This window comes from Rhizobium sp. BIGb0125 (assembly GCF_024810055.1).
Taxonomy (GTDB): domain Bacteria; phylum Pseudomonadota; class Alphaproteobacteria; order Rhizobiales; family Rhizobiaceae; genus Agrobacterium.
Genome location: NZ_JANUDV010000003.1, coordinates 174,890 through 201,161 on the forward strand (window position 1 = coordinate 174,890; position 26,272 = coordinate 201,161).

Below are 26,272 nucleotides of genomic sequence, written 5' to 3' on the forward strand. Positions count from 1 at the left end.
TCAATGGCAAGGGAGTGGCTGTCAATCAAAATGGTTTTCGCTGCATGTCCACAGTTCATTTCGCATTTTTCGTGTTTCTTGTCACGGTATTTGGGGCTTCAACCTCCTCGGCGCAAGGCTCTGATGGTCCGCTGAAACCCTATAAGGACAACCTGTTTTCGCGCCAAAGCGTGCTGGAACAGGCCGATGGCGGTCGTTACGAAACGATCGATTACCAGGAATTACGCGACATCAACGAGCGCGATGAAATCCCCGAACGACGCGTCAAGCGCAGCTATGTCACGCCGATTGCCAGAAAGGCGCAGGCGCTGGAAACGGTGCAGGCTGACAGCCGCACCATCGAGGTGGGACGCACCGGACAGGCATCCGGCCAGACCTTTACGGTGATCTTCATTCACGGTCGTGGCGGTGATCGCAGGCTTGGCATGAATGATTACAGTTTTGGCGGCAACTTCAACCGGCTGAAGAACCTGGCGCTGGACAATGGCGGCACCTATTACGCCCCCAGTGTCAAAAGCTTTGACGCGCAGGGCGTGGCCGATGTGGCGGCGCTGATTTCCCATGCGCGCCAGCAATCTGGTGGTCGTCCGGTTATTCTTTCCTGCGCCTCGATGGGCAGCTTCATTTGTTATGGCATCAGCCGTGACGCGCAGGCGGTGGCCAATCTGCAGGGCATGGCACTTTTGGGTGGGGCGCCTGACCCGGAACTGCCGACCAGCGCTGCGGCCAAGGCAAAATTGCCGATCTGGTTTACGCACGGCGCCAATGACAGTGTCTATAAATCCGGCGACCAGGTGTCCATCTACCGGCAATTGCTGAAAGCCGGACAACCGGTTCGTTTCACCATGTTCCAGACGGGTTCGCATGGAACACCGGTGCGCATGAGCGACTGGCGGGCAATTCTAAACTGGATTTTGGTGCAATAAATCGCCGCAGGGCGTTTTTGACATTAATTTGAACGCGCCATAGGCAATTTTAACCAATGTTTTGAACCAAATTTCTTATTTCCTGTACCAATTGTTTCCCGATACAGCTAATGGGAGAGATGAGGGGGAGGCGGTACTGGATTTCATGCGCTTTACACCCCTGAATTGGTTCGTATGTGACGTTTGGTTGCCCTCTATTTTTGCTTGAGGGCGTACAAGAGCAGGAATGGAAATCTCATGACCCCTGATGTTCGCCCGCTTGTTGCGGGAAACTGGAAAATGAATGGAACTCGTTCTTCGCTGGATCAGATCAAAGCGATGGCGCAGGGCGTTAAAGGTCCGCTTTCTGACAAAGTGGAAACACTGATTTGCCCTCCCTCTACGTTACTTTACGTTGCGACAGCTCTTTGCGACGACAGCCCGCTGTTGATTGGCGCGCAGGATTGCCATGAAAAGGAATCGGGTGCCCATACCGGTGATATCTCTGCCGAGATGATTGCCGATTGCTTTGGCACGCATGTCATCGTTGGCCATTCCGAACGTCGCATCGACCACGCGGAAACCGACCATCTGGTCCGCGCCAAGGCACAAGCCGCCTATGCAGCCGAGCTGGTGGCTATTGTCTGCATCGGTGAAACCGCAGATGAGCGCAAAGGCGGCCAGACGCTCGATATCTTGAAGCGCCAGCTGTCCGGCTCTGTTCCTGACGATGCCAATGCACAAAACACGGTTATTGCCTATGAGCCTGTCTGGGCCATCGGTACCGGCCTGACGCCAACTGTGGATGATGTGCGTGATGCCCATGCCTTCATGCGTAACGAGCTTGTGGCGCGCTTTGGTGACGAAGGAAAACGCGTTCGTATTCTCTATGGCGGTTCGGTAAAACCCTCCAATGCATTGCAGCTGATGGGCGTTGAAAACGTCGATGGCGCATTGATTGGTGGTGCAAGCTTGAAAGCCGATGACTTCCTCTCCATCTACGCTGCTTATGAGCAATTGACCGCCTGATGTTCTTTAAGGTGTGTTGGGGGCTTGGAATACGCGCCTAGCTCATGTAAAGAGCGGCCAACATGTTTTTGACTGTGTCCGTTAAGGGCAAGACTGGATTACCATGCAGACCGTTTTGATTGTCATCCATCTCATGATCGTGCTGGCGCTTGTTGGCGTGGTGCTGATTCAGCGTTCAGAAGGCGGCGGCCTTGGTATTGGCGGCGGTTCCGGCTTTATGTCGGCCCGCGGTACGGCCAATGCCTTGACGCGTACAACCGGCATTCTTGCTGCGTTGTTCTTCCTGACGTCTCTGGGCCTTGGCCTGTTGACCCGTTATGAAGCGCGTCCGACCGACATTCTCGATCGTATTCCTGCAACGCAGGGTCAGGGCAACGGCATTCTCGATACGCTCGGCCCGGCAACGACACCTGCCGCACCTGCACCAGCTGGTAACGGCGTTCCTAACAGCTCTGAAGGGGCAGCAGCTCCGGCGCAATCAACACCAGCGCCTGCGGCACCTGCCGACCCGACAGCAGTTCCGACCGGTCAATAATCCCGGTCAGCGCATAACACTCCGGCAGGCCAAAACCTGCCGGTTTTCTTTTGTCCATATTCCGGCCGGTTGCCTCGTTTTCCACGTGTGATTTCGGGGTTCGAAAAATTTGGGCTGGCGGAATCAATAAAATGAAGGTATCCGGTGAATCCCATGGCGCGATATGTATTCATCACAGGCGGCGTGGTCTCTTCCCTTGGTAAGGGCATTGCAGCCGCAGCACTCGGAGCATTGTTGCAATCCCGTGGATATCGGGTGCGGCTTCGTAAACTCGACCCCTATCTCAATGTCGATCCCGGCACCATGAGCCCGACACAACACGGTGAAGTGTTTGTGACGGACGACGGCGCAGAGACCGATCTTGATCTTGGTCACTATGAACGTTTTACCGGACGTTCTGCCACCAAGACCGACAACATCACCACGGGTCGCATTTATAAAAATATCATCGATAAGGAACGTCGTGGTGACTACCTCGGCGCGACAGTGCAGGTCATTCCGCACGTTACCAATGAAATCAAGAACTTCGTGATCGAAGGCAATGACGAATATGATTTCGTCATCTGTGAGATTGGCGGCACGGTGGGCGACATCGAAGCCATGCCGTTCATGGAAGCCATTCGTCAGCTTGGTAACGACTTGCCACGTGGCACTGCCATTTACGTTCACCTGACATTGATGCCGTATATTCCGGCAGCAGGCGAGTTGAAGACCAAGCCAACACAGCATTCCGTAAAGGAACTGCAGGCACTTGGTATTCATCCTGACATTCTGCTGGTGCGTGCAGACCGCGAAATTCCGGAAGCGGAACGTCGCAAGCTTTCCCTGTTCTGCAATGTGCGCGAATCTGCCGTTATTCAGGCGCTGGATGTAGCAAACATCTATGACGTGCCGATGGCCTACCACAAGGAAGGTCTCGACAATGAAGTGCTCGCTGCCTTTGGCATCGAGCCTGCACCAAAGCCACGCCTTGAGCAGTGGGAAGAGGTTTGCAACCGTATCAAGACGCCTGAAGGCGAAGTTACGATTGCCATCGTCGGCAAATATACCGGCCTCAAGGATGCCTATAAGTCCCTGATCGAAGCCCTGCATCACGGTGGCATTGCCAACCGGGTCAAGGTCAAGCTGGAATGGATCGAATCCGAAGTCTTCGAAAAGGAAGACCCGGCGCCGTATCTGGAAAAGGTCAATGCGATCCTGGTTCCAGGCGGCTTTGGCGAGCGTGGTTCGGAAGGCAAGATCAAGGCGGCACAGTTTGCGCGTGAGCGTAACGTTCCTTATTTCGGCATCTGCTTTGGTATGCAGATGGCGGTTGTGGAAGCTGCACGTCACCTGGCTGGCATCGAAAACGCATCCTCGACCGAGTTTGGCCCGACCAAGGAGCCGGTTGTTGGCCTGATGACCGAATGGGTCAAGGGCAACGAACTTGAGAAGCGTTCATCCAAGGGTGACCTTGGTGGCACGATGCGCCTTGGCGCATACAAGGCTGCGCTGAAAAAAGACACCAAGATTGCCGATATCTATGGTTCGACCGATATCTCCGAGCGTCACCGCCACCGTTACGAAGTGAACGTGGACTATAAGGAACGTCTGGAGAAATGCGGTCTGGTATTCTCGGGCATGTCGCCTGACGGTGTTCTGCCGGAAACGGTTGAATATCCTGACCATCCTTGGTTTATCGGCGTTCAGTACCATCCGGAACTGAAGAGCCGCCCGCTCGATCCACATCCGCTGTTTGCCAGCTTCGTTGAAGCGGCGCTGGAGCGTAGCCGTTTGGTCTGATTTTCACAGACAGATATGACATTTAAACGCCGCCCGACAGATATGCCGGGCGGCGTTTTTTTGTTTTTGATGGGGAATGAGGGAAATACATTTTCAAATGCACGCATTGATTGATTTTGTGTGTGGGTCTGATAAGTCCGAAACGATATCGGCGTGACTTATCAATGAGGGGCACAGTGGACGAATACCGAGAAATATGGACCGATGCCGACTTTGACGACATGAGGTCGTCCGACGCGACGCTATATTCCATGGATATGCCACGGGATGGAACTCTCTCCTTCGACATAGATCATCTCTTCAAATGGCACCACGTGGGGGATCGGTGCGAAGGTTGGGACATTGCTCCCTGCACTCTGAGATTTGAGAATGTATCCGGCTTGAATGCATCTTTGAATTGGATGAATTTGGGCCATACGATCTATGGTTATCCCAGCATTCATTACATCACTCGCCGCAACGCTAGGCCAACGTCCAATGGCAAGTTAACTGTCTGGGATTACGAAATCCTACTCAATTTGGGGGAAATTCATTTCAGTTCGACTGGTTATAAACAGACGCTGCGAAGCCCGGCTGTCTTTTCTGAAACACAGGATCTTCCTAGGGCCACTTGGCGCCCCTAACCTCTACCCTTGTGGGAGAGGAAGAAAAATCATGGTCTTGGCTTTAGCCAAGTCATAGATTTTTCAGGTGAGGGGTTGGTGTACCTGCACACCGTCAATTGTTTGATGCGGACGCTTCTCACCAAATATCCCTCAACGCTGATTGTCTGGCTCCAACCGTTCCCACACGCGGCCCTCATGCCTCGTGCTTGTCACGGGGATGCAGGTCAGTCCCAGTCCTGGAGCTGTCTTTTGACGCGCAGACGCGCGTCTGCTGGATCCCTGTGACGGGCACGGGAAGAGGGTGGTTGAGGTGACTGTCGCGGCAAATGACCCTGCCAAGCGATAAACGTCAATGCAGATGTACGACGGCCTGCAAGGCAATAAACCTCAATGCAGATGCGCGAAGGCCTGAGCGGCAAAGACCGACATGGGTTGCGGCAGGTTGTCGAGATCAAACCAGCCGATTTCAGACAGCTTGTCCGGTTCCGTCAGTATGGCGTCACCAGAGGCGTCATCGGTCACGTAGATAAACGCGACCCAGTGCTGTTTTTCGTCGGGAATGATCTGTTCGGTCACGCAGAGGAAGGAAACTTCGCCGATTTGCAGGCCGGTTTCTTCGTTGGCTTCTCGCCGTGCCGCTTCAAAGGCCGGTTCGAGGTGATCCACCTTGCCACCGGGAATGCTCCAGTGGCCGGATTCCGGTGCTTTCATGCGACGGCAAAGTAAAACCTTGCCGTCACGTCTTATAACAAGCCCACAGCCGACGCCGGGAAAATTAATGCCGGGAAGACCGTTCATTCCATTCTCACTTACATGTTTTCCAATCAGCCTTAAGGCCAACAGGATATTGCGACCAATCAGGCCTTGGCGTTGGCCACAATCAGCATGAAGGCAGGAATGTCGTCGCCGAAACCGACAGGTGTCGGGCCATCATCATTGTCACGATAGTGGCGGCGGCGGTCGCGGTTGTCATTATTGGCGTTGTCGCCATTATTCTGACGGTCAAAATGACGGGGTGCCCTGTCAGTTCTCTGTTCGGATTTCACCCTTGTCTCTCCCGTAGGTTCTGGTGTTGTAACAACGACTGCTGCCGGTTGTTCGGCTGGTGCTGCTTCGCTCGGACGGCGGGGTTTCTCGCGGCTCTTGCTGCGATCACGCTCCTTGCCACCACGGCCGCGCTTCTGGCGGTCATTGTCGTAGCTTTCCATCGGCTCGGGCAAAGCGGTCAGGTCACCGCTCATCCATTCGAGTTTTTGACCGGTCATCTTCTCGATGGCATCAAGGAACTTGGTGTCTTTTGCTGTCACAAGGCTGAATGCCTTGCCTGAACGACCGGCGCGGCCGGTTCTGCCGATACGGTGTACGTAATCTTCAGAATGGATCGGCAGGTCGAAATTGAAAACGTGGCTCACATCAGGAATGTCGAGACCGCGTGCAGCAACGTCGGATGCGACGAGCAGCTTGAGATTGCCTTCCTTGAAGCTGGCCAGCATATTGGTGCGCGAACGCTGGTCCATGTCGCCGTGCAGGGCACCAACGGAAAAACCATGACGATCCAGCGAACGGAACAGATCTGCAACGTCTTTTTTGCGGTTGCAGAAAATGATCGCGTTCTTCAGGTCGTCTTCTTCGCTCTTGATCAGATCGCGCAGCACAGCTCGCTTCTCGTAATCCTTGGCGTTGGCCGCAACGATACGCTGCGTCACCGTCGTGGCGGTCGAAGAGGGCTTTGCCACTTCGATGCGGACTGGGTTTTGCAGGAAGCGGTCGGCCAGCTTCTGGATTTCTGCCGGCATGGTGGCCGAAAAGAACAGTGTCTGGCGTGTGAACGGGATCATCTTGGCGATGCGTTCGATATCAGGGATAAAGCCCATGTCCAGCATGCGGTCGGCTTCGTCGATGACCAGAATTTCAACGCCGGTCATCAGCAGCTTGCCGCGCTCACAGTGGTCGAGCAGACGGCCGGGGGTGCAGATCAATACGTCTGCGCCACGCTCCAGCTTGCGGTCCTGCTCTTCAAATGAAACGCCACCAATCAGAAGCGCAATGTTGAGCTTGTGATTCTTGCCGTATTTTTCGAAGTTTTCGGCAACCTGTGCTGCCAGTTCGCGTGTCGGCTCGAGAATGAGCGTGCGCGGCATTCTTGCACGGGCGCGGCCCTTTTCAAGCAGTGTCAACATAGGTAGCACGAAAGACGCTGTCTTTCCTGTTCCTGTCTGCGCAATGCCACAGATATCGCGGCGCTCAAGCGCCGGAGGAATTGCGCCAGCCTGAATCGGCGTCGGTATTGTGTAACCGGCATCCGTAACGGCGGAGAGGACTTTCGGGCTCAGGCCCAGATCAGAAAATGTTGTCAAAGGAAAATTGTTTCCATTCGAATTGGCAGAACGCTGCGTCACACCGCCGGAACGTTAACGGCGATTGGGCGCGGCATAGGCCGAAATTGGCTGAAAGTCAAGGAATTCGCCACAATTGGCGGGACTGAAGGTCACATATGTTAACGCTTCGCAACTGTATTTGTGAAAAACAATTTGCAAGCACCGCATTTGGCGCGTTGACGACGTTTTTCAGCCTTTCACCATGCGGAGAGATTTTGCCGGGAAACCGCCAGCATAGCCGGCGGAATAGTTAGTTCAGGTAGGATTGCAACTTCACGCCCGCGCTCAGGAAACGCATCGGGTCGATCGGGCTGTCGTTGCGACGTACTTCGTAATGTACGTGCGGGCCGGTGGAGCGGCCAGTGCTGCCTGCGCGGCCAACAATGTCGCCAGCTTCAATAGTGTCGCCAACCTTGACGAGGATGGCTGACATATGTCCGTAGCGTGTGGTGATGCCCTGTCCGTGGTCGACCTCGACCATGTTGCCGTAACCGCCGGAATTGGCGGCAACCGTCACGGTGCCCGCGCCGGTCGACCGCACGTTTGCACCGGTCTCTGCCTGAAAATCAATGCCTGCATGCAGGGCCGGGCGACCAAGAAACGGGTCCATGCGGTTGCCAAAGCGGCTGGTGATGTTGCGGCCCGGGGCAGGGTTGCCAAACGGCAGCTCACCTGCAGTACTGCGCATGATCTCAAGCCGATTGAGGGCCACATCAAGATCATTCATCGAATTTTCGAAAATGCTGCCATTGGCGTCCTGCGGTTCGACGAAGGGACCACCGATGCCGGATGGCTTGAGGTCATCGATCTTGATGCCGGTGCGGGTCATGATCGCCGCCATTTCCTCGGTCTTCTTGTCGGCGCCACGGGTCAGTTGGGTGATTCGGTGCAGCTGGTCCTGTTCGATTGTCTTGAGCGATAGCGTGACCTTGGAAAATACCCGGTCGGCTCGGTCCGACGAGTTTTCGCCAACAGGGGCATAACCAAGGGCGGCGACTGCTGCAGGCGTTACTGCCTTTTTCGAGGTACCGAGAAGGTTTTCAATGGCGTTTACGCCGCCAGACAGGCTGGCCTGTTTGCCCGGTGTTGCTGTTGCGGATGGTTCTTCCGTGCCAAGGCCGGATTCTTCGGCGCGCTCCAGCAATCCGCCAAGGCGGCTGTGGCGCGAGGTGAGGGCGGCCTGCTGCTCGAAAAGCTTTTCCACTTTCTGTTCAACCACTTGCTGGTCCAGCAGCTGGCGTGATGTGACGCGGTCGATCTGGGCGCGCAGTGCAGAAATGCGGTCTTCATAGTCGTGTTGCATACGGGCCTGATGGGCAATGGTTGCGCCAATCAGGTCATCGCGGAAAATCAGATAAGCGGTTGCAGCAAGATAACCGATGCCGAGAACGCAGACGAAACACAGTGTCATTGCTGCCATCCACGGGCGGATGGTCAGGTGGCGCACATGGTCACCACTGGCAAGGATCAGCACATGCTGCTTTTTTTGCTTGCCGAATGTACGGTGCTCTGCGGGATGAGCCAAAATCACGTCCTCAGCGGTTTCGTTATGCTGAAGGATGGTATTTTGTTATGGTTAATGAAGTTTTGATGCTGCCGGTATTTATGGGGTAAACACCGGCAGAAATGCTTATTTGAAGAACCTTTTAGGCGCTCAGGCCCTGTGCTGCTTCAAGCACTTGCTGGGCGTGGCCAGCCACTTTCACCTTGTTCCAGACGTGGGTAATCTTGCCGTCAGGCCCGATCAGGAATGTGGTTCTTTCCACGCCCATGTACTTTTTGCCGTACATGCTTTTTTCTTTCCACACGCCATAGGCTTCCAGCGTGGCTTTGTCCTCATCGGAGGCCAGCATCACGGTCAGCGCGTGTTTGGCAGCGAATTTGTCGTGGCTTTTGACCGAATCAGGCGAGATGCCGATAACCACGGTATTTGCGGCCTCAAACTGCGCCGCAAGGGCGCTGAAATCGATTGCTTCGACCGTGCAGCCGGATGTGTCGTCTTTGGGATAAAAGTACAGGGCCACATTTTTTCCCGAAAGAGCCGATAAAGTAACAGTTCCGGCCCCGTTTTTAGAAAGCGTGAAATCGGGTGCCTTGTCGCCGACAAGCAAATCTGCCATGAGCTTAACCTTATGTTTCGCCTTGGTGTTGAGGATTATTCCTATCAACCGTTATAGACTGCAACGAAAACCGTCCAGTGCCTGGACACGATGTTTCAGGAGACGAGCGCGGACGAATGGCTGAGATTCGCGGCGAAAAAGTAAAATTTCGCAAGCAGGATATTATTCCGCTGCACGATCTGCCTTCTGCGAAAGCGGAAGAACCCCTTATCGTGCATTGCCCGCCGCCACGGTCCGTCAGTCGCGTCTGCCTGAAATTTGTCACCGGCATTTTTGTTGTGGTGTTTCTGTTCTTGGGCGGCGTTGTCGCCGCCATTGAAACCGGCTCGGTCGACGGCATCTTGTCCTCGCAGGCTGAAATGGCGCTGAAGCGGGCGATTGACCCGCGTTACGAGGCGCGCATCGGTTCTACCGCCATCCGTTTTGTCAAAGGGTTCCGGTTGGCGCTTGAGGCGCGTGACGTCGATATTGTCGATACGCAAGGCCAGAAACACCTCAGCCGCGCTGCCGTCATTCGTATGGCGTTAAACCCGATGGCGTTGCTGACCGGCCAGATTTCGCTTGAGAGCATCGATGCCTCGTCGCTGTCGCTGGACGTGGCGTCGCTGCCGGCCGGCAAACCGATTGATATCTCGACCTGGCGGGTGGATGCCATTCCTGAGGTGCTGGAAACGGCATTTGGTTCGCTGGATGGCATGTTGTCCAATTTTGAGCGGGCAGGCACCGACCGCATCAGTATTGACGGTATCTCGATCACCATTCCGAAAAAGGACGGCGGAAAACCGCTGTTGTTTGACGTTCGACAGATGGCGATGACCCGCAATCCACAGGGCGGCTATAATCTGGACGGTGAATTGGCCTTCAATGGTGAACTTGCCGCCTTCTCTTTGTCGATTGAGAGTGCGGGCGGCAAGATAACGGCGTTTGAAGCCAATCTGGACGGGCTTGATCTCAATCCGCTGACCATCCGGCGCGATCCGGAAGGTTTCATGCACGAGGGGGCCGACCTCAAGGCCGGTGTTCGCATTATCGCAAAACGCCAGAGCCCCGAGGTGGCGCCGCTTTTGAGCGTGATGTTGGGTGTCGGTAATGGCAGCCTTTATATTGGCGGTGAAGAACAGCTGGTTTCCACCGGCCGCATGACCGCACAGTATGATTTTGAGAAACGCGAAATCGAAATTGCAAAGTCGCGGCTGGAGCTGGAGCGTACCGTCGTTCCGTTTGAAGGCAGTATCAAGGATACGGCAGACGATCAGGCGCAGCAGGGTTTTGATCTGGCGCTGTCTGTTACCGACGGTATTGCGGCGGCCGCTATGTCTGGCGAAGCGCCTGTGCCCTTCGGGCTGACTGCAAATGGCCAATATCTCAAGGCGACCAAAGAGCTGAATGTGCCGTCGCTTTATGTGGCGGGGCCGCTGGGTGATATGGCCGGATCGCTGAAAATCCGCTTTGCCGAGCAGGGATCGCCGGAAATCAGCTTTGGCGGACAGATTCCCAAGATGGAGGCAACCGCAGTCAAGCAGCTGTGGCCGTTCTGGATGGCGCGCAAGGTGCGCCCGTGGGTGGTTGGCAATATTTTTGGTGGCACCGTTACCAATGGTTCGATTGCGGTGTTTATCCCGCAGGGCAGAATGTGCGGCATCGGTTGCCCGCTGGAACTGCATGACGACGAAATCCAGATCCAGTTCGATATCGAAAATACCCGGCTCAACATAACAGGTGATATTCCGCCGCTGCGTGATGCGGTGGCGCATTTCAATCTCAAGGGCGAGAAGGTTGATGTAACGGTTGCCAAGGCAACGTCCTACTTCCCGTCCAACCGTTCGCTGGCGGTGGAAAGCGGCCGTTTCACCATACCGTCGACCTATGCCAAACCGCTGATGGCTGATCTTGACCTGTTCGTGTCCGGCAGTGCCGATACGATCGCGGAAATGGCCAATTTCAAACCGATCAATGCCTTGAAGGATACGACCTTTAAACCCGAGGATTTCCGGGGCAATGTGAAGGCGCAGGTCAACGCAACCTTCGGTCTGCTTAGCAGCCAGAATCCGCCGCATCCGGCATGGGCGGCCAGCCTGACGCTGGACAATGTCTCGTTGGCAAAACCCTTTGCCAACCGTCAGGTGGCCGATCTGAACGGTGCGCTGAACATCGACAACAATGTTCTGCGCCTGCAGGGCAACGGCAAGGTCGATGATGTGGCGATGGACATCAACCTGATCGAACCCCTGAGGGACAGCAGCAAGATTGCCCGTGAATTTTCGTTGAAGGCGGTGATTGGCAATGATCAGATTGCCAAATTTGCGCCGGGGCTTGGCAGTATCGTCAGCGGACCGATAACGATGCAATTGGATGGCAAGGGTGAAACCGACCAGACCATCCGGCTTGATCTGACCAAGTCGTCGCTGACCGTTCCCGGTATTGGCTGGAGCAAGGGTCCGGGCGTCAAGGCGGACGCGACCTTCCATATGCAGTCGGATCAGGGGCGGGTGTCGATCCGCGACTTTGAGTTGAAGGGCGATGGTTTCGGTGCCAAGGGCAATCTGGAACTGGCGCAGGGCGGGCTGGTTTCCGCTGACTTCTCGCATATGAAACTGTCGGCGTCTGATGACTATGCCGTGCAGATCAAGGCCGCCAAACGTGATTATGTGGTGACGGCCTCGGGCAAGTCGGTTGATATCCGGCCGCTGATTGCGCGTATTCGCAGTTCAGAAAAATCCGGTTCTGACGACGGTGCTGGCGACATAAAGATCAATGCGCGGTTTGACCGGGTGATCGGGTTCAACAATGAGGCCCTGTCCAACGTCACATCCAACGTCTTCCTGCGCAACGGTAAACTCAACTCCCTGCAAATGGACGGTGTCACCGACAGCCGTCAGGCAATTGTCGCGCAAACCAGTGCCGGTGGCGGACGCCAGACCATCAACCTGACCAGCAGCGATGCCGGTGCCATTATCCGTTTCGCCAATATCTACACCCGCATCAATGGCGGCCTGCTGAACATCGTGTTCAACACCGTCAATGGTGATGACTGGTTCGGCTCTGTCGATATGCGCAACTTCTCTGTGTCGAACGAACAGAAGCTGCAGGACATTGTTGCGACGCCGGTTGGTCAGGACGGACGCAGCCTCAACAAGGCGGTGCGTCGGGACATCGACGTCAGCTCGGAAAAGTTCCAGCGTGGTTTTGCCCGCGTCATTTATGGCGGCGGCGCGCTGAATGTCGAAAATGGCGTTGTGCGTGGCGAGCAGGTGGGTGCGACCTTCCAGGGCACGCTGAAGGACGCCAATGGCAATATGGACATGACCGGCACGTTCATGCCTGCCTATGGCCTCAACCGGCTGTTTGGCGAACTGCCCTTCATCGGCGTCATTCTGGGCAATGGCCGCGACCGTGGTCTGCTGGGCATCACCTTCAAATTGTCTGGCCGTTCCGACACGCCACGGCTGACGGTCAATCCGCTGTCGCTGATTGCACCTGGCGTTTTCCGGCAGATTTTCGAGTTTCAGTAAACGAGAGTTTCAGGCCTCACCCGCATTTCCAGCAGTTGGGCTTTGCTTCAAGATGTTGAAATCGCTTCCTCTCCCACGAAGGGATGATGGGCGGTGCTGCGCCGTTTTATTATCCCGTTACGCTCTCTGTCTGGCCTCGGCGGCCCAGCCCCCCACTCCTCATTCCTGTACTCGTTACAGGAATCCAGTCGACGCGCGTCTGCGCGGCGGAAAGGGGTTTTTCATCCCAAGGACTTGGGATGGGCCTGGATTCCCGCAACAAGTGCGGGAATGAGGGAGGCTGGGGTGAGCGTCGGTTTTCAAACTGTGCGTCCCAAACAAAAAGGCCGCTTGCGCGGCCTTTCCATCCATCATTCATGGGTGCTGACCATCAGGCCGGGCGAACCAGAATGTGCTTTTTCTTGCCCAGCGACAGCTTGATGACATTGTCTGCCGTCACGTCGCCCGTGCCGATGATCTGACGTTCGTCGGACACGGCGTTGTCGTTGATGCGCACCGCACCACCCTGAATGTGGCGGCGGGCTTCGCCATTCGATGTGGCAAGGCCAGCGCGAACGATCAGCGACAGCAGGCCAAGACCGGCTTCCAGCTCGGAAGCAGGAACCTCGATCGACGGCAGGTTATCGGCCAGCGCGCCTTCTTCGAAAGTCTTGCGCGCGGTTTCTGCCGCTTCTTCGGCAGCCGTGCGGCCGTGCAGCATGGCGGTGATTTCGGTCGCGAGGATTTTCTTGACCTCGTTGATCTCGGAACCAGCCAGCGCCGAGAGGCGAGCAATTTCGTCCATCGGCAGCGTGGTGTAGAGCTTGAGGAAGCGGGAAACATCCGCATCCTCGGTGTTGCGCCAGTACTGCCAGAAATCATAGGCCGACAGCATGTCCGGGTTCAGCCAGACAGCGCCGTTCAGCGACTTGCCCATCTTGGCACCGGAGGCGGTGGTCAGTAGCGGCGAGGTCAGCGCGTAAAGCTGCGGTGTACCCATGCGGTGACCAAGGTCGATACCGTTGATGATATTGCCCCACTGGTCGGAACCGCCCATCTGGAGGCGGCAACCGTAGCGCTTGTTCAGCTCCACGAAGTCGTAGGCCTGCAGGATCATGTAGTTGAATTCGAGGAAGGACAGCGACTGCTCGCGGTCAAGGCGTGTCTTGACGCTGTCGAAGGACAACATGCGGTTGACCGAGAAGTGACGGCCGACATCGCGCAGGAATTCCAGGTAGTTGATGTCACGCAGCCAGTCGCCGTTGTTGATCATCAGCGCAGGCTTGCCGGACTTGTCGTAATCGAGATAGTTGGCAAACACGCGCTTGATGGAGGCGATGTTGCTTTCAATGGTGTCGATGGTCATCAGCTGGCGGGCATCATCCTTGAAGGACGGATCGCCAACCATGCCGGTGCCGCCACCCATCAGCGAGATCGGCTGGTGGCCGGTCTGCTGCATCCAGTGCAGCATCATGATCTGGATCAGGCCGCCGGCGTGCAGGCTAGGTGCTGTCGGGTCGAAGCCTATATAGGCGGTCACGGTTTCCTTGGCGAACAATTCGTCAAGACCTGCCTCGTCGGAGATCTGGTGAATGAAGCCGCGCTCATCGAGCGTGCGGAGGAAATCGGACTTAAACCTGGACATAACCTTTTGTTCTCTCTGGTGTCATGTTTTCAAGTGCTGGCAAGCAGCAAACGCCGGGGCTTTAGCATTGTTTTTTGAATTGTGCACCAGTTTCAGCCATGAATGTTAAAAACGAATCCTTGATCAGGCAGGAGTAGCGGTGTGGGCACTATAAAAACGGCAATTGGCCTGATGAGCGGCACGTCGATGGACGGCATCGACATTGCCATGCTGCGCACCGATGGCGACTCATTCGTCGAGCGTGGACCAAGTGGTTATTTCCCCTATGACGCCACCCTGCGGGCCAAATGGCAGCAGGCACTGGTCACTGCGAAAAAGATCAATGAGCGTCGCGAACGGCCGGATGATTTGGCCGAGGCCGAGGCGGCGCTGACGCTGTGCCATGCCGCCGTCGTGCAATCCTTTCTCAAGCAGAATGGTCTGGTGCCCTCGGATGTCGATGTCATCGGTTTTCACGGGCAGACGGTTTTGCACCGGCCTGACGATGCGCTGACGGTGCAGATTGGCGACGGTCCGCTTCTGGCGTGTGAAACCGGTATCGATGTGGTCTATGACATGCGCGCCAATGACATGGTACATGGCGGGCAGGGCGCTCCGCTTATCCCGGCCTATCACGCTGCCCTTTCGGCCAATCTGCCGGAGGCTTTTGAAACACCTGCGGTCTTCGTCAATATTGGTGGCATTTCCAACCTGACCTTTATCGGCAATGGCGGCGCACTTGTGGCTTTTGACGGCGGTCCCGGCAACATGCTGATCGACCAGTGGATGGAGGCGCATACCGGCCAGACCTTTGACAAGGGCGGGCAGGTTGCGGCCAAGGGCAGTGTCAACGCGGCGTTGAGCGAACGTTATATGGCAAGCCCGTTCTTTTCGGCCAACCAGCGGCGGTCGCTCGACCGCGGTGATTTTCTGCCGCCCCAAAACGGTGAAATCTCGCTGGAAGATGGCGCGCGCACGTTGTCTCATGTTACGGCAGCCGCCATTCTCAAATCCGCGACCTATCTGCCCGACCATGCCAAGACCTATATTGTCTGCGGCGGCGGACGCCTGAACCCGGTGATCATGGCGGAGTTTGCCACGCTTGCTGCTGAAAAGGGTGCCAAGGTTGTTTCGGCAGAGGCGGCCGGTTTTGATGGCGGCGCGATGGAGGCTGAGGCCTGGGCCTACCTTGCCGTGCGCTCGCTGCGCGGTCTGCCGCTGACATACCCTGGCACAACCGGTGTCAAGGAACCGGTGAGTGGCGGGGTTCTGGCAAAGGCATGAGGTTCTGGCCGTTCCAAAGACGTGAGAAAGTCCCGATGCCCAAAGACCGTATCGATGATTTGCAGCTGCACATTGAGACCCTTTGGGCCAGTATCGGTATGACTGCGGCTGTGCCGATTATGCGACGCCCTCAGGATGATGGCAGCCCGCATGTGGAAATGCGTGGTGACCTCTATGATATCGTTATTACCGAACGTGGATCGGAAAATAAGCGTATTGCCGGTCTTACACTCAACGATGCAGCGCGCTGGTTTGTGTTCGTCATGGCGGTTGGCCACGGCCAGAAAGAAGAACTGGAAAACCGCCACGTACCTGACGATGCGCCTTTGCTGGCATCTGGGCTGAAGGATCACGGTTATTCCCGCTGGAACTGGATGGCACCAGCAATCGAGATCATGGCTAAAATTTCACCGGAGTTTGGCGTATGGGCTGAGGATTATTACGGCCAAGTGCTGAAGCTCGCTCCGCTTGAGGCGTATGAGAAACGCAATTCCCGCTACCCATTGCCTGTTGAATAGTGCTGTGCCTGTCGAATAATGCGGTCGAGGAGGGTGTTGCCACCCTCCTCGTAACCTGTTGCTCAAATTCCTGATGTGGTCAAATCTGCGCCTGACCACCATCAACGAACAATTCGATGCCGTTGACGAAGGAGGCTTCGTCGGAGGCCAGGAACAGCACCGCTTTGGCGATTTCTTCCGGTTGGCCGATGCGACCGGCGGGAATGAGGCTGGACAGGTAGTTCTTGGTGTTTTCGGCACTTTCGCCGTTGCCGAACAGTTCATTGAGGCCGGCGGTGTCGGTCAGGCCGGGGCTGACGGCGTTGACGCGGATGTGGCGGTCCTTCAGGTCCAGGATCCAGTTGCGGGCAAAGTTGCGCACTGCAGCCTTGGTGGCAGAGTAGACGCTGAAGGCCGGTGTGCCTGATATGCTTGTTGTCGATGATGTCAGGATGATCGAGGCACCATCACGCAGCAGGGGCAGAGCCTTTTGTACCGTAAACAGCGTGCCCTTTACGTTGGTATCGAAGGTTTTCTGGTAATGCTCTTCGGTGATGGCACCGAGGGCTGCCATTTCACCGCCGCCCGCATTGGCAAACACCACGTCAATCTGGGCATGTTTCTGCTGTACGGCGTCATAAAGGCGGTCGATATCGACCAGCTTGCTCATGTCGGCCTGCACGCCAGTAACACGGCCACCAATTTCCTTGATGGCGGCATCCAGTGCATCCTTGCGGCGTCCGGTGATGAACACGAATGCGCCCTGCTGCGAGAAGGCTTTTGCCGTGGCGAGGCCAATGCCGCTGGTGCCGCCGGTGACGATTACAACCTTGTTTTCAAATGTCTTGCTCATTGTCTTGTCTCCTTGTTGACGACCCGTTGTCGTTGGAATGAACATGACAGCAGAACGATGATGCAAATAGTCAGCAAAACTGTTACCCATCGTTCCGTATGGAGAACGATGATGCGATCTGATCTGAATGATCTCGTGTATTTTGCTGAAGTGGTCACCCATGGCGGGTTTGCAGCGGCGGGCCGGGCACTGCGGGAGCCGAAGTCAAAGCTGAGCCGCCGGGTTGCCGGGCTGGAGGCGCGTCTCGGTGTGCGGCTGATCGAAAGATCCAGCCGGCGCTTTCGGGTGACCGATGTCGGGCAAACTTTCTATGAGCGGTGCAAGGCGATGCTTGAGGAGGCGGAACGCGCCGAAGCGCTGGTCGCAGAGGCGCAGTCCGAACCCCATGGGCTAATTCGCATGAGTTGCCCGACCGGTCTGGTGGAACCGATCTCTGCGCTGATAACCCGGTTTCTCGGGCAATATCCCAAGGTGAGGCTGCAACTGGTGGCGATTGACCGCCCGGTCGATCTTATCGAGGAACGTATTGATATTGCGCTGCGTGTCCGCACGTCACTGGACGGTGATGCATCGCTGACCATGCGCTCGCTTGGCAATTCGGTGCGTATTCTGGTTGCAAGCCCGCAACTGGCCGGACGCATTGGCGAGATCGACCAGCTTGCTGCGCAGGCGACACTGTCGACCACCGACGATCATGGCGAGGTCGACTGGTTTCTGGAAACCGATGATGGGCGCAGCCACACGCTGCGACATGAACCACGAATGGGTTGCGCTGATTTTACCGCTGTGAGAGCAGCGGCCATTGCCGGGCTTGGTGTGGCGCTATTGCCTGACCATACCTGCCGTCAGGCGCTGGACGAGGGCAGGCTGGTGCGCGTGCTGCCAGCATGGCGCGGCGTGAAGGGGCTGGTGCATCTGGTTTTCACGACACGGCGTGGCCTGCCGCCGGCGGTGCGCAAATTCATCGACAGTCTGGCGGCGGAATTTCCCAAGGACGCCTTGGCGCGCTGATGGGAAAATCCAGCCAGCCACCCCTCAAAAAAGAGAGTGGAGGCTGGCGGAATGGCTTACCGTGCGAAGTGTTTGGCGCCCGCCACGCAGGCAATGACGGCAACCGTTACGGCAAGCATGCCCCAGGTTACCGGTTCGTTGAGCAGGGCTGCGGCCAGCGCAAGACCAAGGAAGGGCTGCAGCAGTTGCAACTGGCCAACGGCGGCAATGCCACCCTGCGACAGGCCGCGATACCAGAATACAAAACCAATCAACATGCTGAACAGCGAGACGTAAGCAAGTCCGATGAAGGCGGGCATGTGAATGTCTGAAAATGTCGTGGGCATGTAGAGAAAGGCAGCAGGCAGCATCAACGGCAGGGACAGAACCAGCGCCCAGCAGATCACCTGCCAGCCGCCCAGCGTGCGTGACAGTCTGCCGCCTTCGGCATAACCCAGACCGCAGACGATGACGGCGGCCACCATCATCAGGTCACCAAATGGCGACACACTCAGTCCCTGAAATAGTGCAAAACCGGCAACCAATGTGCTGCCAAGAATGGAAAAGGCCCAGAAGGCTGGCTTGGGTCGCTCGCCGCCACGGATTGCGCCAAAGACCGCGGTTGCCAGCGGCAGCAGCCCAATGAACACGATGGAATGTGCCGAAGTCACGTGTTGCAGCGCCAGCGCCGTCAGAAGCGGAAAGCCGACCACCACACCACCGGCCACCACGGCCAGTGACACCAGTTCGCGGGGTGACGGACGTTTCTGTTTCAGCGCCAGCAAAAAGGCGAGCGCCAGCAGGCCAGCGATTGCGCCACGTGCCACGGTCAGAAACACCGGGTCAAACTGCATGACGGCCACACGGGTGGCCGGAAGCGACCCGCTGAAAATGACCACGCCGATGAAGCCGTTGATCCAGCCCGCACTTGTCCGTTCCATAATTCACTCCATTCATTGTCTCCCTGTTATCCAGCAAAGCCTTGGCGACACCAGTTACAGTCTGGTACAGTCTGCCGAAACTGTTATGGACACAAAGGCAGTACAGATGGCGGAAAATGCCAAGGGGCAGACACGGGTAGCCAGCGTCATGTCGACGATCCGCCAGCGGATTGCCGGGCGATCACTCACGCCGGGTGCAAAGCTGCCTTCAGTGCGGCGGCTGGCCTCAAGCCTCGATGTTTCGACGTCAACCGTGGTGGAAGCCTATGACCGGCTGGTGGCGGAAGGTGCCATCCTGTCGCGTCCTGGGTCCGGCTTTTATGTCGCCAGTCAGGTGGCGCCGTTCACGCTGACGCAGGCCGGCCCAAAGGTTGACCGGGCGGTTGACCCGTTCTGGGTGTCGCGCCAGTCGCTGGAAGCCAATGATGATAATCTCAAGCCCGGTTGCGGTTGGCTGCCGCCATCCTGGCTTCCCGAAGACAGTATCCGGCGGGCGTTGCGCACACTGTCGCGGGCTGACGGCGCAACACTTGCCGATTATGGTTCACCGCTTGGGCTTCCTGGGCTTCGTCAACTGGTGGCCCGGCGCATGGCCGAAAAGGGCATGGAGGCATCTCCCGACCAGATCATGCTGACGGAGTCGGGAACGCAGGCCATTGATCTCTTGTGCCGTTTCCTGCTGGAGCCGGGGGATACAGTGCTGGTGGATGATCCCTGTTATTTCAATTTCCATGCGCTGCTGCGCGCCCACCGTGCTAAGATTGTCAGTGTGCCCTATACGCCGAACGGGCCATCTATCGACGCCTTCGCCACTACGGTCAGCGAGCACCGTCCGCGCCTCTACATCACCAATTCCGGCATACATAATCCCACCGGTGCGGCACTTTCGCCTGTCACCGCGCACCGGGTGCTGAAGATCGCCAATGAGTTCGATCTGACGATCATAGAGGATGACATCTTCTCAGATCTGGAGCAGGTGCCGGCACCACGACTTGCGGCCTTTGACGGTCTGGACCGGGTCATCCACATCGGCAGTTTTTCCAAGACGCTTTCGGCCTCGGCGCGCTGCGGATTTGTTGCGGCAAAACCGGAATGGATCGAAGGGCTGACTGATCTGAAGATCGCCACGTCCTTTGGCGGTGGCCGCATGACGGCGGAACTGGTTTTGAATGCGCTGAGTGACGGCAGCTACCGCAAACATCTGGATGCGACGCGGCTGAGACTGAGCCAGGCAATGAATGACGTGTCGTCCCGGCTGGAAAAACTTGGCGTGACGCCGTGGATCAGGCCGACGGCCGGCATGTTTCTGTGGTGCCAATTGCCTGACGGGGCGGATGCAACAGATGTTGCCCGGGCAGCGCTTGAGCGCAAGGTGGTGATGGCGCCGGGCAACGCCTTCAGCCTTAGCCAGTCGGCCACCAGTTTCATGCGTTTTAATGTGTCGCAAAGTCTCGACCCACGGGTGTTTGAGGTGCTGGGCGATATTCTCAGGCGGCGAGTGTAACGGAAACGCATTGGCGCGGTGCCAGGCGCCAGCACGCAAAAAACCGTAAAAAGCCTCTTGCGCCGTACCCAACGTCATACCTTACATCAGGGGCATGATTGAGCGGGAACGAGTGCATGCATATGGCAGCAAGCGATGAAAATTTCGAACTGACGGCGGCGCAATGTGCGCGGCGTGTCGGCATTTCGGTGCGCGCCTTGCGACACTACGAACAGGCCGGAATTATCAAACCCCGCCGGACCGACAAGAACTGGCGTCTCTATGGCGCGAGGGAAGTCGCACGTCTCTATGAAATTCTGACGCTGAAACATCTTGGCCTCAGCCTGCAGGAAATTCGCGGCATTCTGGTTGGCAGGACCACCGATCTCGCTGGCTTGCTTGGCATGCAAAGCGAGACGCTGCAGGCGCAGCTGGAGCGCGCACAAAACAGTCTGGCCACCATCAATACGCTGCGCGGCAAGATCGCGGCTGGTGGCGATCTGTCGATTGAAGATCTGTTGAAACTGACCAAGGAGGCAAACATGGCTGACATATCGCCCGATGCCGTGGCATGGCGCCGTTATGAACAGGCGCGGCCGCGCAGTGAAAAAAAGATCGATCCGTCGCTCTATGGCCAATATGCCGGAAATTACGTGCTGGACGGGCTGGGTTACGTCATCACGCAGAAAGACGGCAGGCTTTTTACCCGCATGACAGGGCAGCCGGAGCTGGAAATCTTTTCTGAAGATGTCGACCGGTTTTTCTACAAGGCGGTTCAGGCGCAATTGACCTTTACCCGCGATCACACCGGTGCCGTTACCGGGCTGGTGCTGCACCAGAACGGTTATGAGCAGGCAGCCCCACGGGTGCAGGAGGTCGTGGTCAGCGAGCTGGAAAAAGGCCTTTCCGAGCGGGTGAAAAACCGTCAGCCATTTGAAAACAGCGAAGCGCTGTTGCGCCAGCTGATTGAGCAGCACCAACGTGGTGAGCCGGATTACGAGCGGATGAGCCCGCTTCTGGCCCAGGCAGCCAGCGAGCAGATCGATGTCATAAAGGCTGATCTGGCACGGCTGGGGCCTCTTCGTGACATCAGTTTCAAGGGTGTCTCAGCCGAGGGCTGGGATGTCTATGATGTCAGGTTTGAAGAGGGTGAATTGGAATGGCGGTTCACACTGGCGGCGGATGGCAAATTTGCCGGTATCCTCATCCGTCCGCCACTGTGAGTGCCGTTATGAGTGTGGTTTCGACGCTGGTCTCTGTTGTGGTTGAGATTGCGCGCCTGTCGCAAACTCTTTTCTAGAACAAGCCGACGGCACCCTCGCGCAGGATCTTCTCCGTCTGCGGGCTGGCAACCAGCGGTGACGATGCACCATCATCCTCCAGCGTGGTGAAATATGTGGCCGGTGTTGTGCCCGGTTTGAACATTTCTTGCACGCCGTCTGGATCATCCTGCGTGGTTGCCATGCCGGTGGTGCGGCTGATCAGATAGGCGCTCATGCCAGCGGGAACGTGGAAGTTTGAGACAGGCACCTTGTCCAGCGCCTCAGACATGAAGTCATTGAACACAGGTGCTGCCAGTCCGCCGCCGCTGCCGGCACGGCCAAGGCTGCTTGGTTCGTCAAAACCGATATAGATGCCGGTGACCAGTTCCGGCGTAAAGCCGACGAACCATGCATCATGGTTGGCATTTGTCGTGCCGGTCTTGCCAGCGACCGGGCGACCAAGCTTGACGTGGCGCGAGGCTGTGCCACGTTCAACCACGCCCTGCATCATTGATATGGTCTGGTAAGCGGTCATCGGGTCAAGCACCCGCTCGCGCGTATCGGTCAGTTCCGGTTCCGACTGTCCATCCCATTTTTCGACGTTGCAGTTGTCACACTGGCGCTGGTCCTGACGGAACACTGTCTTGCCGGTGCGATCCTGCGTGCGGTCAATCAGGCTTGGCGTAACCTGCAAACCGCCATTGGCAATCACCGAATAGGCGGCGACCATTTTCATCAACGTGGTTTCACCTGAACCAAGCGACATCGACAGGACCGGCGTGCGGTGGTCGTAGATGCCCAAACGGTCCGCGTATTCCATCACGGTGTCCATGCCGACGGCATTGGCAAGTTTTGCGGCCATGACATTGCGGGAATGTTCGATGCCGAAACGTAGCGTCTGCGGCCCGGCATAGCTGTCGCCGTCATTCTTTGGTGCCCACACCTGATCACCGAGGCGGAATTCGACCGGTTCGTCACGGATAACGGTGGCGGGAGAAAAACCATTGTCGAGGGCGGCAGCATAAACAATCGGCTTGAACACCGAGCCGGGCTGGCGCAGTGCCTGCGTGGCACGGTTGAATTGCGACTGGGTGTAAGAAAAGCCACCGACCATTGCCACGACGCGACCCGTCTGTGGCTGCATGGAAACCAGGGCGCCCTGCACCTTGGGAAACTGCCGCAAACGATAGTCGCCGGAGGACTGTTTCTCGACCAGCACCACGTCACCGGCTTTCAGCAAGTCGCGGGGTTTCTTTTTGCCCAGCGCCCATTTCATGCCGGCCGCAGCAAGGCGAACACGGCTGTTATCGGCGTCCTTCAGGGTCAATTCAGCGTCGTCAGGGCCAATGGCATTGACGATTGCAACGGACCAGTCCGGTACATCAGTATCGGTCTTGATCTTGGCAAATGCCTCCTGCCAATTTTTGACGAGATCGATATGGTCAATCGGGCCGCGATAACCGCGCTGTTCATCATAGGCGAGCAGGGCGGTTTGCAGCGCCGAGCGGGCCTCACGCTGCAATTTCGGGTCAAGCGTGGTGCGGATGGAATATCCGCCCTGATAGAGCGCCTGTTCGCCCAGTTCGTCGACCATGGTCTTTCTGACGTCATCGATGAAATAACCAGCCTCGGCAAATCTGGTCGGTGCCGGTTGGCGGACCACGCCAAGCGGTTTCTGTTTTTCAGCCAAGGCAAGATCGGCGGCGACGTAACCGTTTTCCACCATGCGGTCGATCACCCAGTTGCGCCGTTCCACTGCCGCCTTCTCGTAAAGGAAGGGGTTGTAGTTGGACGGACCTTTGGGCAGTGCGGCAAGATAGGCTGCCTCGGCAATGGAGATTTCGCTGACCGGTTTGCCGAAATAGGTCAAAGCCGCCTGGGCAATGCCATAGGAGCGCTGGCCGAAGAAAATCTGGTTCAGGTAAAGCTCGAGAATACGATCCTTGGAAAACGTGCCTTCCATACGGATCGACAACAGGGCTTCCTTGATCTTGCGGGTCATGGTCTGGTCGGAGGTCAGCAGCAGGTTCTTGGCGACCTGCTGGGTAATGGTGGACGCACCAACCATACGTTTGTCGCTGCCCATATTCGTCAGGTTGACGGTGATGGCGCGCGCCAGACCAATGAAGTCCAGACCGTTATGCTGGTAAAAATTCTTGTCTTCTGCGGAAATGAAGGCCGCCTTGACGCGGTCCGGCACCGACTGGATGGGCAGGAACAGCCGTGGTTCAGAGGCAAACTCGGCGACCACATCACCATTTGATGCGTAAAGCCGCGACTTCAGCGGCGGGGTATAATCCTGCAAGCTGGTATAATCGGGCAGGTCCTGCTGAACCGTGGCAACCAGCACGGCAACGCCAGCGGCGCAAAGCAGCAGGCCCATACAGGCAATGGAAAAGAAGTAACCGAGAAGTCTGAACAACTGTATTCTCACTTGCGGGAATTTGCGGGCTTGCCGGCGGCCATTCAGCCGCGGGCGAGGTCACCGGGGAAACCGGTGATGTGTCATTGCGATCATCATTGCGGCGGGGCTGAACGATTTGAGGCGTTGCGGCCGCACAGCAGGTTTCACGTCGAGTTCACGAAGTGAACTTTCGCAGCAGCGCTGGTGGGGGCGCAGAAATCACGGACGAACGAAGCCCGAAAACGCATCGTCATATTGTCACTGTTCTTTCTCGGCATTGATGGTGTCATCGGTGGAGGCCAGATCGGTCAAGGTCTTGCAATGCTGATGTCACCGGTTGGGTGGGGCCGACACGATTGCCGCGTCGCGCCCGAGATGGCGGATCGTCATGGCGAAATCTGGGCAACCGAGATCAATAGGGTGTGACTTTATGCTGAATCCACAGGATAATCTGAGCTGGATCAGGTGAGGCAAAACGCGCCATGCTTGACGGTGGATCCGGGCGCAGTCAGTTCCCGTCACAAGGGTTTTTCCAACGAAACGATAAAGCCGCAATGCTGTTGCGGCCTTTGTTTTGTTGCTTCCGGTTTGCATGAGAACCGTGCCTTACTCGCCCTTCGACCAGGCAATGGCGTCCACGCCAGCTGGCAGGACAGTTGGGCAGGCCGGGTCAGTTACAGCACGGAAAACCGCTTCTGCTACGTCCTGCGCCGTGGTCACGGCACTGGGGTCATGTGCTTGCATCTGCGCCAGCGTCTGCTGCGCAAAGTCCTGATAGGCAGGGGGAAACCAGCCGCGTTTTGCGATCATTTCCTGCGCATTCGAGGCAAAGCTGGTCGATGGCGCGAGACCGGGAACAACAACGCGAGCCTGAATGCCGAATTGGGCAAGCTCTGGCACTGCAGCCTCCGTCATGGCGGTCAGTGCCGCCTTGCTTGCGCGGTAGACGGACAGAAGCGGCACCGGTTTGTAGATGGTGCTTGAGCTGACATTGACGATGACGCCGGAGCGGCGCTCACGCATGCCTGGCAATACTGCCTGCATCATGGCCATGGCGCCAAACAGATTGGCTTCGAAAATCTCGCGTGCCGTATTGAGCGGAGTGCCTTCAATGGCGTTCAGCCAGCCGATGCCGGCATTGTTGACGAGGACGTCGACTTCACCTGCCTTTGCGACGGCGTCAGTAATGCTGTTCGGATCGGTGACGTCGAGTGGCAAGACATGCAGCGCATCGGAGGCTGGAAGCGTGCTGGCCTCAGGATTGCGCATGGTGGCAAAAACCTGCCAGCCCTTGTCGAGGAAGTGTAGTGCGATTTCGCGGCCAAACCCGGTCGAGCAACCGGTTATGAGAACGGTGTTCATGAAATAATACCTTTGCTTTGGAAGGACCATTTCAATATATGAATGTTTCCTCAGGTTTGGTATTCGCATCATGAACAGGCTCGGTCCAACGCTGCTAAAGCCCAGAAAAGCGCCGAAACAGACGCGCTCTGTCGCCACGATAGAGGCCGTTCACACCGCCACCATTCAGGTTTTATTGGCCGAGGGGGTGGCGCGTCTAACCACGACACGGGTGGCGGAACGGGCCGGTGTCTCAATCGGCACTATGTATCAATATTATCCGCACAAACAGGCGCTGTTGTTTGCGATTGTCGAACAGCAGCTAGAAACGGTGACAGCCTTCATGCTGGCGGCGGCCGAGCGGCTGCATGGCAGGCATGTCGGGGACGTTGCTGAAGGTCTGGCCACCGCTTGGCTTGACGTCAAGACCTCCGACAGCCAGGCCTTCCGGGCTATCTACAGCATCGCTGCCGAGTTTGATCTGGCGGAAGGCATGGGGCGGGCACTCAAACATATGGCTGAGGTGATGTCTCAATTGCTGGCAGCCGCACCGGATGCCAATTTTGAAGATTGCGATGCTGTTGCCTTCATGCTGGCATCAATGATTGGCGGTTCGGTGCGCACGGTGATGGATGCGGCGGCGTCGGAAGAAAACCTGATGCGCCTGCGACGCGAACTGCCCTTGGCCTGCCGCGCCTATGTGACGGCAGCGCGATAATCTGTTCTGGGCTGAAAGTCGACCCGCAGG

21 protein-coding genes are annotated in these 26,272 nt (G+C 56.9%); 12 read left to right on the plus strand and 9 right to left on the minus strand.

The features are described from left to right. Window positions 1–44 precede the first annotated feature (44 nt). The 4 genes from M2418_RS09035 (at window position 45) to M2418_RS09050 (ending at window position 4,251) form a co-directional block, all read left to right on the plus strand. Entirely contained in the window at window positions 45–926 is an 882-nt protein-coding gene (locus M2418_RS09035) for an alpha/beta hydrolase (RefSeq protein WP_259146078.1), read from the plus strand. 237 nt (window positions 927–1,163) lie between these two features. Next, on the plus strand, window positions 1,164–1,934 hold the full coding sequence (gene tpiA, locus M2418_RS09040; protein WP_250981653.1) for a triose-phosphate isomerase: 771 nt from the start codon (window positions 1,164–1,166) through the stop codon (window positions 1,932–1,934). A gap of 103 nt (window positions 1,935–2,037) precedes the next feature. Further along, window positions 2,038–2,469 (plus strand): preprotein translocase subunit SecG, encoded by a 432-nt coding sequence (gene secG, locus M2418_RS09045; RefSeq protein WP_192488795.1) that lies wholly within the window; start codon window positions 2,038–2,040, stop codon window positions 2,467–2,469. 144 nt (window positions 2,470–2,613) lie between these two features. Further along, window positions 2,614–4,251: a CTP synthase gene (locus M2418_RS09050; protein ID WP_310503186.1), complete on the plus strand. Its 1,638-nt coding sequence runs from the start codon at window positions 2,614–2,616 to the stop codon at window positions 4,249–4,251. Between the two features lie 992 nt (window positions 4,252–5,243). Here the strand turns inward: M2418_RS09050 and M2418_RS09055 are convergent. From M2418_RS09055 to bcp, 4 genes are all read right to left on the minus strand, one after another. Beyond that, the gene (locus M2418_RS09055; protein ID WP_259146079.1) at window positions 5,244–5,654 is read right to left on the minus strand and encodes an NUDIX domain-containing protein; all 411 of its coding nucleotides are present in this window, start codon (window positions 5,652–5,654) and stop codon (window positions 5,244–5,246) included. A 59-nt stretch (window positions 5,655–5,713) separates the two neighbouring features. Next, window positions 5,714–7,213: a DEAD/DEAH box helicase gene (locus M2418_RS09060; protein ID WP_259146080.1), complete on the minus strand. Its 1,500-nt coding sequence runs from the start codon at window positions 7,211–7,213 to the stop codon at window positions 5,714–5,716. A 271-nt stretch (window positions 7,214–7,484) separates the two neighbouring features. Next, window positions 7,485–8,759, minus strand: a complete 1,275-nt coding sequence (locus tag M2418_RS25685) for a M23 family metallopeptidase (RefSeq protein ID WP_310503187.1) — start codon at window positions 8,757–8,759, stop codon at window positions 7,485–7,487. A 121-nt stretch (window positions 8,760–8,880) separates the two neighbouring features. After that, entirely contained in the window at window positions 8,881–9,354 is a 474-nt protein-coding gene (bcp, locus tag M2418_RS09070; RefSeq protein ID WP_259146081.1) for a thioredoxin-dependent thiol peroxidase, read from the minus strand. Window positions 9,355–9,470: 116 nt separating this feature from the next. Here bcp and M2418_RS09075 point away from each other — a divergent pair, with 116 nt between their 5' ends. Further along, window positions 9,471–12,866: a DUF3971 domain-containing protein gene (locus M2418_RS09075; protein ID WP_259146082.1), complete on the plus strand. Its 3,396-nt coding sequence runs from the start codon at window positions 9,471–9,473 to the stop codon at window positions 12,864–12,866. Window positions 12,867–13,236: 370 nt separating this feature from the next. On the opposite strand, the gene tyrS is transcribed toward M2418_RS09075, so the two are convergent. Beyond that, window positions 13,237–14,490, minus strand: coding sequence for a tyrosine--tRNA ligase (tyrS, locus tag M2418_RS09080; protein ID WP_250985854.1), 1,254 nt, complete (start codon window positions 14,488–14,490; stop codon window positions 13,237–13,239). A 141-nt stretch (window positions 14,491–14,631) separates the two neighbouring features. On the opposite strand from tyrS, the gene M2418_RS09085 reads away from it, so the two are divergent. Together M2418_RS09085 and M2418_RS09090 are read left to right on the plus strand one after the other, a co-directional pair. Further along, on the plus strand, window positions 14,632–15,753 hold the full coding sequence (locus tag M2418_RS09085; protein ID WP_259146083.1) for an anhydro-N-acetylmuramic acid kinase: 1,122 nt from the start codon (window positions 14,632–14,634) through the stop codon (window positions 15,751–15,753). 35 nt (window positions 15,754–15,788) lie between these two features. Continuing rightward, window positions 15,789–16,271, plus strand: a complete 483-nt coding sequence (locus tag M2418_RS09090; RefSeq protein ID WP_259146084.1) for a hypothetical protein — start codon at window positions 15,789–15,791, stop codon at window positions 16,269–16,271. A 79-nt stretch (window positions 16,272–16,350) separates the two neighbouring features. Here the strand turns inward: M2418_RS09090 and M2418_RS09095 are convergent, their stop codons facing one another. After that, window positions 16,351–17,103 (minus strand): SDR family NAD(P)-dependent oxidoreductase, encoded by a 753-nt coding sequence (locus M2418_RS09095; RefSeq protein WP_259146086.1) that lies wholly within the window; start codon window positions 17,101–17,103, stop codon window positions 16,351–16,353. A 108-nt stretch (window positions 17,104–17,211) separates the two neighbouring features. On the opposite strand from M2418_RS09095, the gene M2418_RS09100 reads away from it, so the two are divergent. Beyond that, on the plus strand, window positions 17,212–18,114 hold the full coding sequence (locus tag M2418_RS09100) for a LysR family transcriptional regulator (protein WP_259146087.1): 903 nt from the start codon (window positions 17,212–17,214) through the stop codon (window positions 18,112–18,114). A gap of 56 nt (window positions 18,115–18,170) precedes the next feature. Here the strand turns inward: M2418_RS09100 and M2418_RS09105 are convergent, their stop codons facing one another. Beyond that, on the minus strand, window positions 18,171–19,034 hold the full coding sequence (locus M2418_RS09105) for a DMT family transporter (RefSeq protein ID WP_259146088.1): 864 nt from the start codon (window positions 19,032–19,034) through the stop codon (window positions 18,171–18,173). Window positions 19,035–19,119: 85 nt separating this feature from the next. Between M2418_RS09105 and M2418_RS09110 the strand changes: the two genes are divergently transcribed. Together M2418_RS09110 and M2418_RS09115 are read left to right on the plus strand one after the other, a co-directional pair. Further along, entirely contained in the window at window positions 19,120–20,538 is a 1,419-nt protein-coding gene (locus M2418_RS09110) for a PLP-dependent aminotransferase family protein (RefSeq protein ID WP_259146089.1), read from the plus strand. Between the two features lie 116 nt (window positions 20,539–20,654). Then, window positions 20,655–21,740, plus strand: coding sequence for a MerR family transcriptional regulator (locus M2418_RS09115; RefSeq protein WP_259146090.1), 1,086 nt, complete (start codon window positions 20,655–20,657; stop codon window positions 21,738–21,740). 73 nt (window positions 21,741–21,813) lie between these two features. On the opposite strand, the gene M2418_RS09120 is transcribed toward M2418_RS09115, so the two are convergent. Then, window positions 21,814–24,201 (minus strand): penicillin-binding protein 1A, encoded by a 2,388-nt coding sequence (locus M2418_RS09120; RefSeq protein WP_259146091.1) that lies wholly within the window; start codon window positions 24,199–24,201, stop codon window positions 21,814–21,816. Window positions 24,202–24,387: 186 nt separating this feature from the next. On the opposite strand from M2418_RS09120, the gene M2418_RS09125 reads away from it, so the two are divergent. Continuing rightward, window positions 24,388–24,609 carry a hypothetical protein gene (locus M2418_RS09125; protein WP_259146092.1) on the plus strand — a complete coding sequence of 74 codons (222 nt, stop codon included), beginning with the start codon at window positions 24,388–24,390 and terminating at the stop codon, window positions 24,607–24,609. 180 nt (window positions 24,610–24,789) lie between these two features. Here the strand turns inward: M2418_RS09125 and M2418_RS09130 are convergent, their stop codons facing one another. Next, window positions 24,790–25,545 (minus strand): SDR family oxidoreductase, encoded by a 756-nt coding sequence (locus tag M2418_RS09130; RefSeq protein ID WP_259146093.1) that lies wholly within the window; start codon window positions 25,543–25,545, stop codon window positions 24,790–24,792. A 70-nt stretch (window positions 25,546–25,615) separates the two neighbouring features. Here M2418_RS09130 and M2418_RS09135 point away from each other — a divergent pair, with 70 nt between their 5' ends. Beyond that, on the plus strand, window positions 25,616–26,242 hold the full coding sequence (locus tag M2418_RS09135; RefSeq protein ID WP_259146095.1) for a TetR/AcrR family transcriptional regulator: 627 nt from the start codon (window positions 25,616–25,618) through the stop codon (window positions 26,240–26,242). Window positions 26,243–26,272 lie beyond the last annotated feature (30 nt).